The organism is Serratia sp. SA088 (assembly GCF_049065515.1).
GTDB classification, from domain to species: Bacteria; Pseudomonadota; Gammaproteobacteria; order Enterobacterales; family Enterobacteriaceae; genus Serratia; species Serratia nematodiphila.
Window position 1 is genome coordinate 170,427 of the sequence record NZ_JBAKGW010000010.1, and the last position, 17,700, is coordinate 188,126.

Genomic DNA, 17,700 nt, shown 5'->3' on the forward strand with positions numbered 1-17,700 from the left:
CAGGAAAATCAATGCCCGGCGTTGATCGTTCGTGCCTTAAATGGCGCTTTGGCGGATGCGGGCGGCCAGCGCCGCCAGCTGCTCGTCGTCGGCGCGCGCGGCGTCGTGGGAGGAGATATAGCCCTCGTAACGCGTGAAAAACTTCGGCGAGGTCGATTCGATCGGCCGCCACTGCTCCAGCGACGCGGTGCCGTGCAGCGGGATCAGTTTGGCGTGCACATGGTCGACGCCGTAGCCCTCGAACACCATGCCGCAGCGGCCGACGTCGTCGAACGCGCGGTCCAGCTGCCGCGCCACCCGCTTGGTCGCCAGCATCAGCGCGCTCAGCACCTCGTCCGGCAGATCAAACGCGTAGCTCGGGTGGTGCGCCTTGGGGATCACCACGCTGAAACCGTCGGTATTGGGAAAGATGGACAGGAACGCCAAATGGTCGTCGTCTTCCCAGATTTTATGGCACGGCGCCTTGCCCGCCACGATGTCGCAAAAAATGCAGCTCATCCTTTCTCCTTGTGATTCACAGCGTTTCAACCCATTCGAACTCTTCGAACACCAGCCACATGTCCGGCGCAAAGGTACCCTCGCGGGTAAAGAACTCTTGATGCCCCTGGCGCCAAAACGCCAGGCTTTTGTCGCCTTCGCCCTCTTTGGCCGCCATCTCGGCGGTCACCTGGTCGTAGCGCACCAGGCGCAGCGCCAGGGTTCTGATCACGCAGGCCGGTTCGCCGCGGCCATCGAGAACGATGCTGTAATCGCCGATCCGCGGGGTTTGTTCCCGACGATAGCTCGCATAGGAACTGCAGGTGGCGGTTTTATCCCCGCTCAGCACCAATCCCAGCAGTTCGTCGGCTAACGCGGGGCCGTCGCCGAATGCCCAGCGCGCCGCGTCGGGGTAATTCGCCAAAATCGCCTGTTTGCTCATCGTCCTGTCCCTTTCTGTTAACGTCTGCGGCAACGGAGTCCGGTTTTTCCCGGCCAGACAGTTTATACTGTGCAGATTATAAGCCTTATTGCATTGAATGCTCCGCCTGCGGAGCACAAGGAACCGCCACCCGTCATGTTAAGTTATCGCCACAGTTTCCACGCCGGCAACCACGCCGACGTGCTCAAGCACACCGTTCAGAGCCTGATCATCGAGTCGCTGAAGGAAAAAGAGAAGCCGTTCCTGTATCTGGATACCCACTCGGGCGCGGGCCGTTATCAGCTCAGCGGCGAACACGCCGAGCGCACCGGCGAATACCTGGAAGGCATCGGCTTGCTGTGGCAACGCGACGATCTGCCGGAAGAGCTGGCGGCCTACATGAGCGTGGTGCACAACTTCAACCGTTCCGGCACGCTGCGCTACTATCCCGGCTCGCCGCTGATCGCCCGCCAGCTGCTGCGCCCGCAGGACAAAATCCACCTGACCGAGCTGCACCCGAGCGACTACCCGCTGCTGCGCAGCGAATTCCAGAAAGACGAGCGCGCCAAAGTGCAGCGCGCCGACGGCTATCAGCAGCTGAAATCCCAGCTGCCGCCACTGTCGCGCCGCGGCCTGATCCTGATGGATCCGCCGTATGAAATGAAGACCGATTACCAGGACGTGGTCAAAGGCATTCAGGAAGGCTACAAGCGTTTCGCCACCGGCACCTATGCGCTGTGGTACCCGGTGGTGATGCGCCAGCAGATCAAACGCATGCTGCGCGATCTGGAAGCCACCGGCATTCGCCGCATCCTGCAGATCGAGCTGGCGGTGAAACCCGACAGCGATCAGCGCGGCATGACCGCCTCCGGTATGATCGTCATCAACCCGCCGTGGAAGCTGGAACAGCAGATGAAGAACGTGCTGCCGTGGCTGCACAAGGTGCTGGTGCCATCGGGCATCGGTCACCATCTGGTGAACTGGGTGGTACCGGAATAAACCCCATCAGGGCGCGGTTTGCCGCGCCCTGCGTCCACCTATCGCAGCCATCGACGCAATCTTTGCGACAAACCCCGGTCAGGCGTTAAACTCTTACCCTCTTCAAATTCACAACTCATGGAAATCCCAGATGACGAAACATTACGATTATCTAGCAATTGGCGGCGGCAGCGGCGGTATCGCATCGATCAACCGGGCAGCCATGTACGGCCAAAAGTGTGCGCTGATTGAAGCCAAAGAGCTGGGCGGCACCTGTGTAAACGTGGGTTGTGTACCGAAAAAAGTCATGTGGCACGCGGCGCAGATCGCCGAGGCTATCCATCAGTACGGCCCGGACTACGGCTTCGACACCACCGTCAACGCCTTCGACTGGAAAAAGTTGGTCGCCAACCGCACCGCCTATATCGATCGCATCCACAACTCCTACGATAACGTGCTGGGCAAGAACAAGGTCGACGTGATCAAAGGCTTCGCGCGCTTCGTGGATGCGCACACCGTGGAAGTGAACGGCGAGACCATCACCGCCGATCACATCCTGATCGCCACCGGCGGCCGCCCGAGCCATCCGGCTATTCCGGGCGCCGAATACGGCATCGACTCCGACGGCTTCTTTGAGCTGGACGCCATGCCGAAACGCGTCGCCGTGGTGGGCGCCGGCTATATCGCCGTGGAAATCGCCGGCGTGCTGAACGCGCTGGGCGCGGAAACGCACCTGTTCGTGCGCAAGCACGCGCCGCTGCGCAGCTTCGATCCGATGATCGTCGAAACCCTGGTGGAAGTGATGAACACCGAAGGGCCGAGCCTGCACACCGAATCGGTGCCGAAAGCGATCGTCAAGAACGCCGACGGCAGCCTGACGCTGCAGCTGGAAAACGGCAAAGCATTCACCGTCGACTGCCTGATCTGGGCCATCGGCCGCGAACCGGCGACCGACAACCTGAACCTCGGCGTTACCGGGGTGAAAACCAATGAGAAAGGCTACATCGACGTCGATAAGTTCCAGAACACCAACGTCAAAGGCATCTACGCGGTGGGTGACAACACCGGCGCGGTAGAGCTGACCCCGGTCGCCGTGGCCGCCGGCCGCCGTCTGTCCGAGCGCCTGTTCAACAACAAGCCGGACGAACACCTGGACTACAGCAACATCGCCACCGTGGTGTTCAGCCACCCGCCGATCGGCACCGTCGGCCTGACCGAGCCGGAAGCCATCGAGAAGTTCGGTGCGGACAACGTGAAGGTGTACAAATCCTCCTTCACCGCCATGTACAGCGCCGTGACGCAGCACCGCCAGCCGTGCCGCATGAAGCTGGTGTGCGCGGGTAAAGAAGAGAAAATCGTCGGCCTGCACGGCATCGGCTTCGGCATGGACGAGATCCTGCAGGGCTTCGCGGTGGCGGTGAAGATGGGCGCCACCAAGAAGGACTTCGACAACACCGTGGCTATCCACCCGACTGCGGCGGAAGAGTTCGTCACCATGCGCTGAGGCTTCAGCATCGCTATACCGGAAAAAAAGCCAGGTGCGAAAGCGCCTGGCTTTTTTATGTTCCAGCGAGGTTAAGCCTGATGTGCGCCCACAGGGCTCAACTCGATGACCCGATTGGCGGAAGCGATGGTGGAAGGCCGATGCGCGATGATGATGCGCGTAATTTTTAACGCGGCGATAGCGTTATTGATATGCGCTTCATTGGCCAGGTCCAAATGACTGGTCGCTTCGTCCATAAACAGAATATTGGGCCGGCGATATAGCGCCCGGGCAATCAGCAGGCGCTGTTTTTGCCCCCCGGACAAGCTACCGCCCAATTCGCCGACCAGCGTTTCATAACCCATCGGCATCCGCATAATGTCGTCGTGAATATTGCAATGGCTGGTGCAAGCCACAATCAGCTCCAGATTCGGCGTAGGATCGAAACCGGCGATATTCTCCGCGATCGAACCGGAGAACAGCTTATCGTCTTGCAGCACACAGGCGATGCATTGGCGATAGTTGTTGATGCCAATATCATGAATATTCAACCCATTGATGAATAGCGCGCCGCTGGTCGGATCCAGCAAACCGCTCATCAGTTTCATCAGCGTGGTTTTACCAATGCCGGACGGCCCAACAATCGCAACGCTGTCACCCGCTTCAATGCTTAAACTGATCCCGGCAATCACCGGTTTTGACAGATTGTCGTATTGATAATAGAGATCCCGCACTTCAAACGACGCCGCTTCGTTGGGGGCGAACAGCTGACGCGCCGGCATCTGTTTCTCCGGCTCCGACAGCACGATGTCCGCCACCCTCTCGTTATGCAAGCTCAACATGCGGAGCTGAAGCACCATGTCGATCAGATTGGAGGCGCGGTCGGAAAACTGCCCGCGGTAGGCGTTGAACGCCACAAACATCCCCAGCGTCATCTGGTTATCGATCACCAGCGAAGCGCCCAACCACAAGATGATCACCTGATCGCAGGTGCTGATCAGCGTATTGACGCCGCCAAACATCATATCCAGCTTGGTCAGTCGAATGCCGGCGTTCGTGGTGTCGATATTCAGGTTAAGCCAGTATTGCGAGCGAGTGCCCGCCAGGCCGAGCGCCTTCAGGGTGCCGACGCCGTACAGCGTCTCCATGAAGTGCGAACCCGCCTTGGCGCCTTTGACCAGCTTTTCTTCCGACGCCTGACGATAGCGCTGATAGGTCGACAGGCGCAGCACGACGTAGATAGCGGTAAAGCCCAGTACCACCCAAACCAGCCATCCGCCGTACATCAACATCATGATAAATACGCCGACCGACATGATGCCGTCGATGATGCTGCTGACGATACTGTTGGTAAAGGTGCTGCGAATGGTGTCCAGCGAGCCGAAACGCGACTGAATATCCCCCAGCTTGCGCTTTTCGAAATACGCCAACGGCAATTTCATCAGGTGATCGAACAACCCCGCTTTCCATTGCACATCAATCAGCGAACCCATCACGATCGAAGTCCACGAACGCAGCATCCCGACGCAGGTGCGGAACAGGATAAAGAACAGCAGCCCGATGCAGATCAGCGCCAGCAGGTCGTGGTCGCCCGCCTGTATCACATGGTCCATAACCAGCTGGGTGCCGACCGGCATCAGCAAGTTGATCGCCTCAATCACCACGGACAGGCAGAAGATTTTTATCAGCGCGCTCTTCAAACCGCTGACGTTACGCAGCAACGTGCGAATATGCAGTTTGCTCTGTTGCGTAACGGGCGTGAATTCGCTGCCCGGCCAGGCTTCCAACGCCACGCCGGTAAAATGCAGCGAGAGCTCTTGCAGCCCGACCACCCGGCGGCCAAACGCGGGATCGTGAATGGTAATGCGGTTACCGCGCACGCCGACCAGCACCACGAAATGGTTCATATCCCAATGCAGAATGCACGGCGTTTTCAACTCTTTGATTTCATCGATGCTGAGAGAAAGCGCCCGCGTTTTCAAATTGAGCGAAGTCGCGATATCAATCAGTGCGCTCAGCGTCGCGCCGCGGGAAGAGATGCCGTATTTCTGCCGCAGATTGAACAGGTCGACGTTCATGCCGTAATAACCGCACACCATCGCCAGGCTGGCCAAGCCGCATTCCGCCGCTTCCGTTTGCAGGATCTGCGGCACTTTTTTTCTCAGGGCCAGATTCAGCCTGCTGGTAATGGTTTCAAATGGCGTTTTATTCATGGATCGGCCCCATTAAACTTTTCTTCAGGTCGTAGAACGGCGAGAACATCCACTGATAAATTGGGCGCTTCTCCAGGAACAGGGTGGTTTGCGATTTCATGCCGCTCGACAGACGCAGCGTTTTCCCCTGGTAGCCAAATTGCGTATTATCCAGCGCCACCAACACTTTGTAATAGGACTCGGTGATCTCGGTGGACTGGCGAATAGGCGAACTGCTGTAGGTGGACATTTCTTGCGTGGAGGCCGGAAGATAAGAAATGGTCTCGATTCTTCCCGGGAACTGACCAAATTTCTCAAACGGGAAAGCGTCATAACGAATATTGATGTTATCGCCGACATTGACATAAGGCACGCTGCTGTTTGGCAGCCACAGCACCAAATAATACACGGCCTTGTTGCTTGGGATTAATTGCGCCAGGCTGTCGCCGATATTCACCATTTGCCCCGGCGTCACGCTGAGCGATTCCACACGCCCATCGGTTGGCGCATTGATTATCAGCGCGCCGCTGGCGTCCGCTTCGGAAAGGCGCCTCTGCAGATCTTCGCGTTGGAGTTCATATTGCGAGATTTGATTATCAAAATCGGCGGCGCGAGTGACGATATCGCTGCCCAGGTTGGCGATTTGCAACGATTCCTGAATACTTTGACTGTACAGATTTTGAAATGCGCTTTGTTGTTGATAATACAGATAGCTTTGGTTATTCAGCTGGTCTTTGTTGATCAAGCCGCGACGCTGGTATTCACCATAGCTATCCATAGTGCGACGCATGGATTCCACACCGCGGCGAGAATTTTCCACCAATTGCTGCGATTGCTTATGCGCTATCTCATACTGCGCCTTTTGCGCTGAAAGATTGTCTACCGTCGCGCGCTTGTTAGCCTGCAATTTCTGGATGATATTGTCGATCTGCGCCACTTGGCTTTCAATAGCCTGCCGGGTATTGGCGCTGACGACGCCGGAATCCGTCACGCGGCTGACATCGATTTGATAGAGACGCTGCCCCTTTTTCACCTGATCGCCGACGTTAACAAAACGTTGTGAAATAAATCCTTGCTGGGCGGCGAAAATATTCACCGAGCGCGGCAACGTGGTGACTTCACCGGAGACATTGATACGCCGGGTGTAGTTGCCGAATATAAGAAAAATAAGTAAAGCGATAATAAAAGCAGCAGAAACACAAGCAATTGCCCACGCAGGCAAACCTGAAATAAGCAGTGCTTTACCCGCCCATTTAGAGCGCTGATGATTTACAGCCTCTTGCCGAAACAATTCCCTTTGGTCCATGGTAACTCTTTCCCGTTTTTAATCGCCAGAAGATATCCACACATAAATGTTCCGTCAATTCATTTGTTGGCGGCTACAGTTTTTTTTCATTTGATTTTAAAAAACCAAGATGAATCTCATAAAAATCCGCCAGGCGACTATTTCATCACCCTAGAAAACAAGTCACATAACCTTATGAAAAAACAGCAGTTAATAAAAAACACCACGCCACACATTAAGATATGTCCTAATGTTAAAAAATATTACATTTTTATGCAAAATTAAGACGAGAGATAAATTCTTAATTTAATCAAAATAAAAAAAACCACCTTCATTACCAAACTTTTTTTTCCTCATGAAAAACAAAAAGATTGACCCGATATCACAAAAACCAACCCTCAAATCTTGCACTATTCTTATAAAATCAAGGCGAATACAGTAATACATGCTAATGGTTAGCTTTGTTAATGATTGAGAAAACCCTATCTTGCCACTATGATTATGATTATGATTACGGAACGATTAACCTTACTTTTGAAAAATTGCAAAATAATAAATTGATTTAGTTTCAATGAAGAAACAAACCGAGTGATATGGAAAAGGATTTGCTATGAAAGAAGCGGATGCCGAACAATGGTCAAGGACGCTAAAGATGCATTACCCCAATGCCAACGTGGTGGCGGTCTTACCCAAAGGACGCGGGTTTCACGTTGTGTGCTCAAATGGTATTTTCACTCTCCAATCTTTTTTACGAAAAAACACTATCCATAGAAAAAGTTGAAGTTGTGAATATCTGTAAATTCTTCTCAAATTTCAGCCTACGATGATAAATCCTACTTTTTCAACTCATGCTCTCTGGCATAATGAGAGTGTTTTCTGATTAATTTTCGCACTTCGATTTTCTGGGAGGAATGGTGTCATTGATAAAGGATGTTAAAAGCCCCCTGAAATCAGTAAAGAAAGTGGCTATTTTCGAACCGCAATCACTGATATCAAACGTTCTGATCGATATGTTACTCGACATACCGCAGGTGAGCACCGTTTATGACACCGAATCGCTGGAAACATTACAGGAGATCATAAAATCCAATGATATGGATATGGTTTTCATGGACCTGATGGATAAGAACAACGATCTTTTTTCGGGGTTGTCATTTATAAAAAAAAATAAAAAAACATGGAAAAAAGTCGGCCTCGTCATTTTCACCTCTATCACTAGCGGGTATGTCATCAGTTTCTCTGAGAAAATGGGTGCCATTTCATTTATTTACAAGAACGAAACGGTTAAAAACATTACAGATAAGATAGCTCAGGTCTTCACAACAGAGTTGCACGTCCACGAACAAAAGTTGAAGCAAAGGCTCATTAAGACAGATGAAAATCAGGATTTCACCAAGAGTGAGGCCATGGTTATCTACCTATTCTCTCACGGGATGAGTCTGCGAGAGATCGCAAAAAAAATCGGCATAAGCTACAAAACGGCGCAAACGCACAAAGGCAACGCGATGAGAAAAATGAACATCAAGAGCACGCACGACTTTCATCGAGTATTAAAATTCATAAAAGAAATAAGCTGGTAGCCTCTCGCTCATTTTCTCCGCGATCTTTCGCCATCTGGACTCGCGCCGCCTACCGAAGCATCGGTACCGTTCTTGCCTATATCCCGCTCTCACTGACACGCTCTCCCTTATCCAGACGATTCATCACGCGTAGCGCGCCAAACATCCATGACCAAACGCATATTGCAGTCTGACATTCACGCCTTTTTATTAAGAATAATAAAACCAAAGTTTAATATAATAAAACATCCCCTCAAAGAAGCAGCTGTCGTCACGAGTTTCTTTCCTCTGTAAAAATAATTAAAATTTATTCTCCGCCAAGCCTTTTCTCTCACCTGCCAGACAGAGCAACTCGCCGGCTCTGGTGATAATTAAATTGATTTAATCTATCAATAAATAAAATATCAGCTGTTAGTATCTATTGGAAGCGTTCTTTTCCTACTACTATATTTAACTTAGGTAAAGAAAGGCGCGGCCAAATTCTGCCTATCGTCAGTTCATTACCGATTAAAGGAAAATCTTAGTGATAAGGTTTTCCTTTATAGTCCACGCCTAAGGAAGATATTTATCATCACAGGATGGGCTGCGGTTAAAACCGCAATCACGACGCGTTATTAGGCAGTAAACTCTAATCTTAAGATGTCTAAAATAAGGAAATGACAATGCGTGAACTTAACGTGCAAGAAGTTGAAGTAGTCAACGGCGCAACACTTGACGGCGCTATCTGGGGCATCGTTGACGGCGCAGCCACCGGCATGTCCATCGGCGGCAAATGGGGCGGCGCCGGCGGCTGGGGCTTCGGCGCGCTGTCGCAGCTGGTCGGCATCATCGTTCCGACCGCTATGGGCGCTGTAGCCGGCGGCGTGACCGGTTTGCTGACCGACCGCGAAACCACTGCAGATCTGATGCAGAACTACCGCGAAACCTTCGGGCCAGGTTCAACGACCCACTAACCTTTACCAAAAGGCTGGCTATGCCAGCCTTTTGGGCTGCAAGTGACACAAAAACCCCCCGCCGTAAACCTTAAGCCGCAACGCTCTTCCTGTAAAATAACGCGATCTTTTTCTTTATTCCAGCATGTCAATCAACCGCAGATTACTCTCCGCTATTTATTACCTTTAACGCCCCTGTGCATGAGAATAATAAAAAAAAAGCAGCCAAAAATAAAATTCACTCTGCTCACAGTGAGGGGCGCATGGCAAATCGCCTCACCACATTAAATTTATTTCGGAGGACATCAAAAATGACACGTTAACAGGCTCGCACAACCTGACCTTCGCAAAAACAATTGATTTAATCTATCAAAAAAGAATTAAAAATTCGCTTGTATCTATTGGAATAGATGAAAAACGGTAACTATATTTAAGCACGTTGCCCCTACAATTTAATTCCATCTAAATTAAGAGGAAAACGGATGTTTCCCTCAAGGAATCTTTCCCTCACGTGCTAAGGGATGGATGGCGGTGAAAACCGCAACGACAAGGTGTTATTCGGTCTCAAGTTCGAGATTTTTAAGTCATAAGGAAATAGCAAATGCGTGAACTTAATGTGCAAGAAGTTGAAGTAGTCAATGGCGCAACTCTCGACGGCGCTATCTGGGGCATCGTTGACGGCGCAGCCACCGGCATGTCCATCGGCGGCAAATGGGGCGGCGCTGGCGGCTGGGGCTTCGGTGCACTGTCGCAGCTGGTCGGCATCATCGTTCCGACCGCAATGGGCGCCGTAGCCGGCGGCGTGACCGGTTTGCTGACCGACCGCGAAACCGCTGCGGACATGATCCAAAGCTATCGCGAAACCTTCGGGCCAGGCTCCACCAACAACGGTTCGCTGATCTAATGCATCATGAAGGCTGGCTCCGCCAGCCTTTTCGCATGCTGCTGTTTCGCCTGGAGTACGATGCAAGAGACAACATATCCGCACAGCGTGCGAAACACATTAATAATATAAGTAAAAGAAATATTATCTATAATTTCACCTCGTCACCCCCTAAAAAAACACCAATTTAACTCCCATCAGAAATAATAAAAACGCTAATCCTGCGGTATCTCAACATAACCTTTCGACCTAAAAACGCGCGTCATGCAATTTTTAATCTCGGAATGCCCCATAGACATATCTCGATAGCAGGCGAATAACTTGATCTTATAGAAAACAATTGATTCAAGCTATCAAGGGAAGAATGAAAACACGTTTGTATCTATTGGCGTCAATAACGAGTCATACCTATAGTTGAGCCATATATAGGGTAGCGATAAGCGACCGTGTTTAGAGGATAAACAGATCTATCCCTCAATTAATCTTTCCCTTCTGGAGATATAAGGCCAGAGGGTCAGGTGGCGGAAAAAAACCGCGATGACAAGGTGTTAATCGGTCTCAAATTCGAGATCCTTAAGTCATAAGGAAATAACAAATGCGTGAACTTAATGTGCAGGAAGTTGAAGTAGTCAACGGCGCAACGCTCGACGGTGCCATTTGGGGCATCGTTGACGGCGCAGCCACCGGCATGTCCATCGGCGGCAAATGGGGCGGCGCCGGCGGCTTTGGCTTCGGCGCGCTTTCCCAACTGGTCGGCATCATCGTGCCAACCACATTGGGTGCCATCGCCGGCGGTGTGACCGGCCTGGTGACAGACCGCGAAACCGTGGCTGATTTAGCGCAAAGCTACCGCGAAACCTTCGGGCCAGGTTCCACCAACAACGGTTAATCTCGTTGCACTTATTTCAAAGGCTGGCTCCGCCAGCCTTTCGTTTATTACTCTCAAAGAAAATCTGGTTATCAACGCACTTTCGTAACCCCGACGCTTTCTTATTGAAAAACCCGATGGAATCCCTTTAAAGGAGTAACGTATGTCCTCATTATCCTATCAATATCAAGCGACAGGCATTTATACCGCTATTTTTGATAAGACCTGGAGCGAAAAAGGCACGGCTGGGAACGGCTTTGATTATTACGGCAATCAGCTTGAAAAGAACGTCATGAGTTCAGCTGATCTGGTGAAAACATTTTTAGACAGCAGTGAAGGGCGCGCCATTTACGGCGGCATGAGCGACACGCAGATTTTCTCGACGATATATGCGAACGCATATGGAAAATCACCCGATCAGAACGCTATCGATCACTATATGGCCAATGGCCTCTATGACGGGATATCCGGTGCTTTAACCGATTTGATGGAATATTCCGGCCCGGATCTGCAGTTGCTGAGCGCTTATCAAGCCTTCGATGCTACGGTCAACGACAGCCTGTTTCCCGCCGTGGTCTCCGATAGCAACGAACAAACCGTCGCCGCCCTCTACTTTTCGCTCGGACGCGTCCTGGATGAAGTAGGCTCCCCGTTTTGGTCTGCTGAATTAGACGCCGGTAAAAGCACGCTCGAGGTCGCCAACGGCATCGTGGCCAGCAACAAAAAAGTCTCCGCTATGAATAATAGCGATTTCGTCAACCATGTCTTCAACAGCGTTTACCAACGCGACGCGACAGCCGCTGAGCTGAACCACTACCTGACGGAAATCACCGCCGGCGCTCAACGCGGCCAGGTCATGATCGACGTGCTGCAATCGGTGGCTACATCTTCCGACGTCAACGCCCAGGCGGCGCTGGCGGAAGCGACACGGTTAGAGAGCGACGGCGCGCTCGTCGATACCGTGAGCCGCGAAGAGGCGGCTTCGGTATACCTGGCCGTGCCTAACCGCGACGTCGACGCACTTGGCCTGCAATATTGGGGCAAGCACGATGCGGTCTTTGGCTTCGATGATCTGGTGGGGAAAATCATCTACACCGATGAGTTCAACAAGAAGGCCACCAACAAGCCGCTCAACGAGTACATTGCGCAGGTTTACCAGGGTGTATACGGTAAGCAGCCTTCCGCCGAAGAGCTGGCGCATTACATCAGCATTGGCGACAAGGCGAAAATCACGACGGAAATCATTGAGTCTCTACGCAACAGCGACTCACATGACCAAAACATCATCATCCAAAAGCATCTGTTCGAAAAAGACATCGCGCAGAGCCTGAACTATGCGCAAAGCGCCAAGATCAGCGTATCCAACGACATCCTGCAGTCGGATATCAACGACACCAAAGTGCACGATTTAACATCTGCGGAACTGACCACGTTAAAATCGATCTATCTGACGATTGCGCAGTACCAAAACGCCAAGCTCGACTATGCGGACAGCCTCAACTACCTGACCGTCAATTCAAAGGATACGGTAAACCTGGTATACGGGGACGCCTCCATTCCTGACGTCAGCGCCAATACCGCCAACATTTTCTTTAACTCTCCCTTTGTGGACGGTAAAGAAATCATGTTTGACGTGCTGTCTTCCAGCCTGAAAATCACGCTCTCTTCGATGGGCATCGATTATGATTCCTTCGGCGCGGGCAAAATCAATCTGTCCACGGATGACGGCCGCAACGCCAACGTCAGCAAACTGACGATTGACTCCATCGGCAGCGAACTTGGCGAAAACAGCGTCGCACTCACCGGGCATAATGAAAAAATCGGCCGCATTGACGTCGCGGGCGATAAGACCGTCAGCCTGTCTGTCACCGACGAGTTTACCCACTTGTCGAAAATCGATCTGAGCAAAGCCACCGACGGTGTCAAGTTGACCTATGACATTTCGCAGTCGGATCAATTTGGGCTGAGCAAAATCCTGTATAGCCTGTTGCAATCTGAAACGCCGGATCGCGCGGCGGAAGTCTACATCGGTTCGATGGGTCAATCCCCATCAGACCAGGATCATACGATTATCGGCGCGCGCGCCAGCAACAGTGAAATCAACATTGGCGGCAACGTTGAATACGTCGCGAACAAAGGCTCTGTCTCGTCCATCAATATCATCGAGAGCAACCTCAATCGCGGCGTGAGCGTCGATAACTTTGATGACAATGCCGCCAACACGCTGACGCTGGCGAAATCCGGGATCACAGTCAGTATGGACAAGAGCCAGGGACAAGCCGTGAAAACGGAAAAAGTCAGCTATTATCAGTTTGAAACCAACGTCAACAATGTGCTGAACCATTACTACCCTCACAACGAGGAAGGGCTGGCCAAGCTGTTTGGCGACCTGACGCAAATCGGCAAGTTCAGCTTCGATTCCAGCAACGTCGGGGCGATCAGCTTCCAAAACAGCACGCTGCTGTTTGTTGATGACAACAATAACAAGCAGTTCGACAGTTCAGATACGTTGGTATTTTTGAACGGCGTCGGCCGAAGCGATCATTTATATTTCTCGCAGGCTGACGGCAATAATATTCAGTTGGTTGGCGTCAATGACGTTCATGGCGACGCGCTGGCCGTAGCGTAAGTTGCGCCGTTTACCCGCCTCCCCATTATTTTTATAATGGGGAGGATTTTATTTTAGCGCATATCAATTCAGCGAAATCGCGGACTTATTCCCTGAACGCTAACCGGAAATACGTCAAATTTTTGCGCGGCGACCATTCTTTTCGACACGCTCCCCCATTTTCTGCCATTATTCTGCCTGATAAATTAGCGGGACTGATACAAACCTCCCCGCGCCTCTGGAGAACGCCGATGCTGTTCAAACTATGCAAAACCCTTGCGATGGCCTGCGTGGCCCTGATTATCGCCCAGAGCAGCGCGCTCAGCTTTACCCTGGAAGTGGCGGGCAAGATCGACAACGTGACCGACCCGGTCAAAAAAAGCTATCTGTTCACCGATAAGCAGCTGTTGGCGATGCCGGTGCGCAGCATCACCACCTCCACCTCCTGGACGCCGCAGAGAAAATTTGAAGGGATTTCGGTGGCCGATATCCTGGAGCGCGTCGGCGCCAAGGGCGAGACGCTGACTTTCTATGCGCTGAACGATTATTACATCGACGTGCCGCTGTCCGACGTCAAGAAATACAACATGATCCTGGCCTACAAGATGGACGGGGAAATGCTGAAGCTCAGAAACTTCGGCCCGCTGTTCCTGGTTTACCCGCGCGACGCCGCCGGGCCTGAACTGAACTCGCCGTTGTACAATTCACGCTTTATCTGGCAAGTCGACAGGATCGTGATCAAATGAAGCTGACGACCTTTAAGAACGGCAGCAGGCTGGCGATCCCGGCCATCTTTGCCGCGCTGTTTTTAGTGGCTTCGACCGTCACGCTCTATTACTACAGCGCCACCCTGTCGAAAAAAGGGCTGTATGCCATCGCCGGCACGCAGGAGAATTACTCCTGGTCGATCGCCAAGTTCTCCATCAAGCTGGCGGAATTCGACACGTTCGTCGAGCAGCAGAGCCACGCGCCGCAGGTGGACAGCGACAACCTGCGGCTGCGATTCGAAATCCTCTATTCGCGCTTTTACGTGCTGGAAACCGTCTCCGAATCCACGCAACCGCTGTACGCCGAGCCGGGCTACCCGGAAGTGGTCAAGCAGATGCGCCTGCAGATGGATCGCATCGATAAACTGCTGGATAACCCGAAAATCGACTTCAGCCAGGTTTTCGCGGCCATGAAGGCCATCAAGCCTTACGCCATCGAAATGGCCAACCTGACCGACCACGCCGAGGTGAAGCAGCGCACCGCCGCCTATGAGGACTACATCGAGAAACGGCACATTATTTTCTATGGGCTGGTGATCGTCATGTTCTCGGTGATCGCGCTGATCGCCATCACCCTGATCGTGTTCCGCCAGCAGCGGCTGACCATTCGCCAGCAGGCCAAGGCCATTGAGGCGGAGAAAGCGACACGCACCAAAAACGCCTTTCTCGGCGCCATCGGCCACGAGCTGCGCACCTCATTGCAGAGCGTGATGTCGGCCATCGACGTGCTGGTGAACACCCGGGTGTCGGCGGAACATGCGGACACTTTCCAGCGGCTGGAGACCGCCGCACAGCAAATCGAAAGCCAGATGAAGGATCTGACCGACTACGCGCACCTCGACAGCGGCATGATGGAATTGCGCATCGTGCCGTTCGACGCGCAGAAGCTGATCGCGGAAACCGCCAATGAAATCGCCACCCTGACCCGCAAAGAGCAGGTCAAACTGAGCTGCGAAGTGGAGTGCAGCCACCTGTTGGTGCACTCCGATCCGCTGCGCATCCGGCAGATTATCGTCAACCTGCTGACCAACGCCTACAAATACACCGAAAGCGGCAGCATTACGCTGCACAGCTGCCTGCGCCGCCAGCCGGGCGGCAATTCGTTGATCATCGAAGTGACCGACACCGGCATCGGTATCGAAAAAGACCAGCTCGATCAGATCTTCAAACCCTTTACCCAGTTGGATCAGTCGCATACCAAACAGTATGCCGGCGTGGGGATGGGGCTGGCGATCGTACACGGCCTGGTGACGCTGCTCAACGGCACCATCACGGTGTACAGCGAAATCAAGAAAGGCAGCACCTTTATCGTCAGCATTCCGGTGCAGATCAGTGAAGAAGAGCGCGCCGACGAGCCCGCCGCCGCCAATGCCCCCCTGCAGCAAAAGCCGCAGCAGGTGCTGGTGGTGGATGACAACAAGTCGGTGGGTGACGCCTTTGCGGCGCTGCTGGACAAACTGGGCTACCAGCACGAACTGTGCGACTCGCCGGAGCGCGCGTTGCAGAAGCTGCTCAGACGCCCTTACGACGCGCTGTTGCTGGATCTGCAGATGCCGGGCATCGACGGCGCCGCCCTGGCCAGGCAGCTGCGCAATCGTCGCGGCCCCAACCGCCATGTGCCAATCATCGGCATCAGCGCCTATACGCCGGAGCAGCTGACGGCGGATCAGCGCGCCCTGTTCGATAACTACCTGATGAAACCGGTTCGGCTGGATGCGCTGTCGAGCGCACTGGCCGAGGTGTTCCCCGCTAAAGATTAAAACAGCGTTGCAGTGCGGCTTCGATCACATGGAGCCGCACCGGTTTTTCATAAGGACCGAGCACATCGTACTCGCGCATCGCCTGAGCGATCTCCGACTCGCGTCGGTCGGTGCCCAGTTCGCCGGTCAGCACCAGTACCGGCGCGTCCGGGTTGTCGGAGGCGCGGATGGTGGCGATACAGCGATCCGCCGTTTCCTCACCGATCAGCCAGTCCACCACGTAACCGTCGAACAGGCTTTGCTGCAACGCTTGGCAGAAGCTGTCGACATCGTAAAACGCCACTGCGTTGAAACCGCAGCCGCCGAGGTACTTGGCCAGCTCATCGGCCGCCTGATGCGAATCGTCCAATACCGCGATGCTCAACCGCTCGTCATCGCCGTAGCCGGGCCGGATTTCTATCAGTTCGACGCCGTAACGCAGACCTGCCGGCGCCTCATCGGCGCGATAGATATGCCATTGCCCCTCCACACGCAGCGCCACAAATTCCGCCGGCCGCCCGGCAGAAAGTTCATCGCCAATGTGCCCGACGCAAGGCATCGCCACCCCCGCCACGAAAAAGATGGCATCACGCGCCATGTTTGGCTCGGTCGTCTCGTGTTCGGCGCTCAAATCGGCGATCGCCGCCGGCGTTTCTCCCAACGCGGCCGCGACGCTGTTGATCTGTTCCAGCGTCCAGGGGCTCTGCCCTTTCAATTTGCGGTGCGCATGTGAAAAACTCAGATCCAAGATGCGGCTGAGTTCGCGGGCATGCTGACGTTTTCCAATCCCGTAATGTAAAAACAGCTCCCTGACCCGATTGGCAATCGACTGTGAATCGAATTTTTGATGATTGTTATCCATTTGTTCCTTCGATTTTTTTTACTGATTTATCAGTCGTTTTGATTATTTCTGCTGAAAAAGCCACACCTAAAACTAGCATCCCATGCAATTATGCGTTAAAAACGTTGCTTGACATACCATGTTGTATCGTCAAACATGGTATCAAAAGAGACATACAGCAATACACTATAAAAAATAACACCAGCATGATTTTTAATAATAACCATAGTAACACCAGGGAAAATTTGTTCCGTTGCCGCTACTGAGACGATGCTCACATCGCTTGGACTGCATAAGCAAAACGGGGCTTGAGCCTTTAGCGCTAATCTGTTTTACCCACTTTTAAGCCGGGATCCGTCAGGGTCCCGGTTTTTTATTGCCCTGGAGCCGGCCATCATACGTTCTCACCCCACAGCCGCAAATAAAAACGGAGCCGGCATGCCGGCTCCGTTGACCCTTGTAATGACCGCTTGGCTTAGAAGCGCCAGGTGAAACCGGCGTTGACGCTGTTGTCCTGRTGGTTCTGCGACAGCAGCCCGCCGTAGCCCAGCGACAGCGTGGCGTTCTCGTTCACCGCCACTTCCGCCCCCGCCTTCAGCACCATGCCGTCACGCGACACCGGCACGCTGTCCACCACGAACGGCGCGTTGCCGCCGTTGAACCGCAG

The 17,700-nt window shown here is 53.0% G+C and carries 15 protein-coding genes; 9 read left to right on the top strand and 6 right to left on the bottom strand.

Annotated features, from left to right (window positions below):
- Positions 1-36 precede the first annotated feature (36 nt).
- Both ACOWVD_RS22075 and ACOWVD_RS22080 read right to left on the bottom strand, forming a co-directional pair.
- Entirely contained in the window at positions 37-498 is a 462-nt protein-coding gene (locus tag ACOWVD_RS22075) for an HIT family protein (RefSeq protein WP_049240461.1), read from the bottom strand.
- Positions 499-514: 16 nt separating this feature from the next.
- Complete coding sequence (locus tag ACOWVD_RS22080; RefSeq protein WP_004931010.1) at positions 515-919, bottom strand: ASCH domain-containing protein; 405 nt, start codon at positions 917-919, stop codon at positions 515-517.
- A gap of 135 nt (positions 920-1,054) precedes the next feature.
- Here ACOWVD_RS22080 and ACOWVD_RS22085 point away from each other — a divergent pair, with 135 nt between their 5' ends.
- Positions 1,055-1,897, top strand: a complete 843-nt coding sequence (locus tag ACOWVD_RS22085) for a 23S rRNA (adenine(2030)-N(6))-methyltransferase RlmJ (protein ID WP_004931012.1) — start codon at positions 1,055-1,057, stop codon at positions 1,895-1,897.
- A gap of 130 nt (positions 1,898-2,027) precedes the next feature.
- The gene (gene gorA, locus ACOWVD_RS22090; protein ID WP_021505213.1) at positions 2,028-3,380 is read left to right on the top strand and encodes a glutathione-disulfide reductase; all 1,353 of its coding nucleotides are present in this window, start codon (positions 2,028-2,030) and stop codon (positions 3,378-3,380) included.
- Positions 3,381-3,451: 71 nt separating this feature from the next.
- Here the strand turns inward: gorA and ACOWVD_RS22095 are convergent, their stop codons facing one another.
- Both ACOWVD_RS22095 and ACOWVD_RS22100 read right to left on the bottom strand, forming a co-directional pair.
- Positions 3,452-5,572, bottom strand: coding sequence for a peptidase domain-containing ABC transporter (locus ACOWVD_RS22095; protein ID WP_049240450.1), 2,121 nt, complete (start codon positions 5,570-5,572; stop codon positions 3,452-3,454).
- The gene (locus tag ACOWVD_RS22100) at positions 5,565-6,857 is read right to left on the bottom strand and encodes an HlyD family secretion protein (protein ID WP_049240445.1); all 1,293 of its coding nucleotides are present in this window, start codon (positions 6,855-6,857) and stop codon (positions 5,565-5,567) included. The genes ACOWVD_RS22095 and ACOWVD_RS22100 overlap by 8 nt, the downstream gene beginning before the upstream one ends.
- Positions 6,858-7,756: 899 nt before the next feature.
- On the opposite strand from ACOWVD_RS22100, the gene ACOWVD_RS22105 reads away from it, so the two are divergent.
- From ACOWVD_RS22105 to ACOWVD_RS22135, 7 genes are all read left to right on the top strand, one after another.
- Complete coding sequence (locus ACOWVD_RS22105; RefSeq protein WP_197800620.1) at positions 7,757-8,416, top strand: LuxR C-terminal-related transcriptional regulator; 660 nt, start codon at positions 7,757-7,759, stop codon at positions 8,414-8,416.
- A gap of 641 nt (positions 8,417-9,057) precedes the next feature.
- Positions 9,058-9,348, top strand: coding sequence for a hypothetical protein (locus tag ACOWVD_RS22110; protein WP_049240439.1), 291 nt, complete (start codon positions 9,058-9,060; stop codon positions 9,346-9,348).
- 580 nt (positions 9,349-9,928) lie between these two features.
- A complete protein-coding gene (locus ACOWVD_RS22115; RefSeq protein ID WP_049240435.1) occupies positions 9,929-10,231 on the top strand; it encodes a hypothetical protein in 303 nt (100 codons plus the stop codon).
- 574 nt (positions 10,232-10,805) lie between these two features.
- Positions 10,806-11,099 (top strand): hypothetical protein, encoded by a 294-nt coding sequence (locus ACOWVD_RS22120; protein ID WP_049240434.1) that lies wholly within the window; start codon positions 10,806-10,808, stop codon positions 11,097-11,099.
- 271 nt (positions 11,100-11,370) lie between these two features.
- Positions 11,371-13,707: a DUF4214 domain-containing protein gene (locus ACOWVD_RS22125; protein ID WP_421105780.1), complete on the top strand. Its 2,337-nt coding sequence runs from the start codon at positions 11,371-11,373 to the stop codon at positions 13,705-13,707.
- Positions 13,708-13,937: 230 nt separating this feature from the next.
- Positions 13,938-14,432, top strand: coding sequence for a molybdopterin-dependent oxidoreductase (locus tag ACOWVD_RS22130; protein WP_033631849.1), 495 nt, complete (start codon positions 13,938-13,940; stop codon positions 14,430-14,432).
- Positions 14,429-16,213: a hybrid sensor histidine kinase/response regulator gene (locus ACOWVD_RS22135; protein WP_049240413.1), complete on the top strand. Its 1,785-nt coding sequence runs from the start codon at positions 14,429-14,431 to the stop codon at positions 16,211-16,213. The genes ACOWVD_RS22130 and ACOWVD_RS22135 overlap by 4 nt, the downstream gene beginning before the upstream one ends.
- Here the strand turns inward: ACOWVD_RS22135 and ACOWVD_RS22140 are convergent.
- The gene (locus ACOWVD_RS22140) at positions 16,203-17,054 is read right to left on the bottom strand and encodes a helix-turn-helix domain-containing protein (RefSeq protein WP_044030074.1); all 852 of its coding nucleotides are present in this window, start codon (positions 17,052-17,054) and stop codon (positions 16,203-16,205) included. The two genes, ACOWVD_RS22135 and ACOWVD_RS22140, sit on opposite strands and share 11 nt — an antisense overlap.
- Positions 17,055-17,508: 454 nt before the next feature.
- Positions 17,509-17,700 (bottom strand): autotransporter outer membrane beta-barrel domain-containing protein (locus ACOWVD_RS22145; RefSeq protein ID WP_197766334.1); only part of this gene is annotated, 192 nt, incomplete at its 5' end.

What these genes read in the sequence shown, in the direction of transcription:
- ACOWVD_RS22135 (WP_049240413.1), top strand. Translation starts at nt 14,429, where the DNA reads ATGAAGCTGACGACCTTTAAGAACGGCAGCAGGCTGGCGATCCCGGCC.
- ACOWVD_RS22100 (WP_049240445.1), bottom strand. Translation starts at nt 6,857, where the DNA reads ATGGACCAAAGGGAATTGTTTCGGCAAGAGGCTGTAAATCATCAGCGC.
- ACOWVD_RS22095 (WP_049240450.1), bottom strand. Translation starts at nt 5,572, where the DNA reads ATGAATAAAACGCCATTTGAAACCATTACCAGCAGGCTGAATCTGGCC.
- ACOWVD_RS22110 (WP_049240439.1), top strand. Translation starts at nt 9,058, where the DNA reads ATGCGTGAACTTAACGTGCAAGAAGTTGAAGTAGTCAACGGCGCAACA.
- ACOWVD_RS22115 (WP_049240435.1), top strand. Translation starts at nt 9,929, where the DNA reads ATGCGTGAACTTAATGTGCAAGAAGTTGAAGTAGTCAATGGCGCAACT.
- ACOWVD_RS22080 (WP_004931010.1), bottom strand. Translation starts at nt 919, where the DNA reads ATGAGCAAACAGGCGATTTTGGCGAATTACCCCGACGCGGCGCGCTGG.
- ACOWVD_RS22120 (WP_049240434.1), top strand. Translation starts at nt 10,806, where the DNA reads ATGCGTGAACTTAATGTGCAGGAAGTTGAAGTAGTCAACGGCGCAACG.
- ACOWVD_RS22085 (WP_004931012.1), top strand. Translation starts at nt 1,055, where the DNA reads ATGTTAAGTTATCGCCACAGTTTCCACGCCGGCAACCACGCCGACGTG.
- ACOWVD_RS22075 (WP_049240461.1), bottom strand. Translation starts at nt 498, where the DNA reads ATGAGCTGCATTTTTTGCGACATCGTGGCGGGCAAGGCGCCGTGCCAT.
- ACOWVD_RS22125 (WP_421105780.1), top strand. Translation starts at nt 11,371, where the DNA reads ATGAGTTCAGCTGATCTGGTGAAAACATTTTTAGACAGCAGTGAAGGG.
- gorA (WP_021505213.1), top strand. Translation starts at nt 2,028, where the DNA reads ATGACGAAACATTACGATTATCTAGCAATTGGCGGCGGCAGCGGCGGT.
- ACOWVD_RS22130 (WP_033631849.1), top strand. Translation starts at nt 13,938, where the DNA reads ATGCTGTTCAAACTATGCAAAACCCTTGCGATGGCCTGCGTGGCCCTG.
- ACOWVD_RS22140 (WP_044030074.1), bottom strand. Translation starts at nt 17,054, where the DNA reads ATGGATAACAATCATCAAAAATTCGATTCACAGTCGATTGCCAATCGG.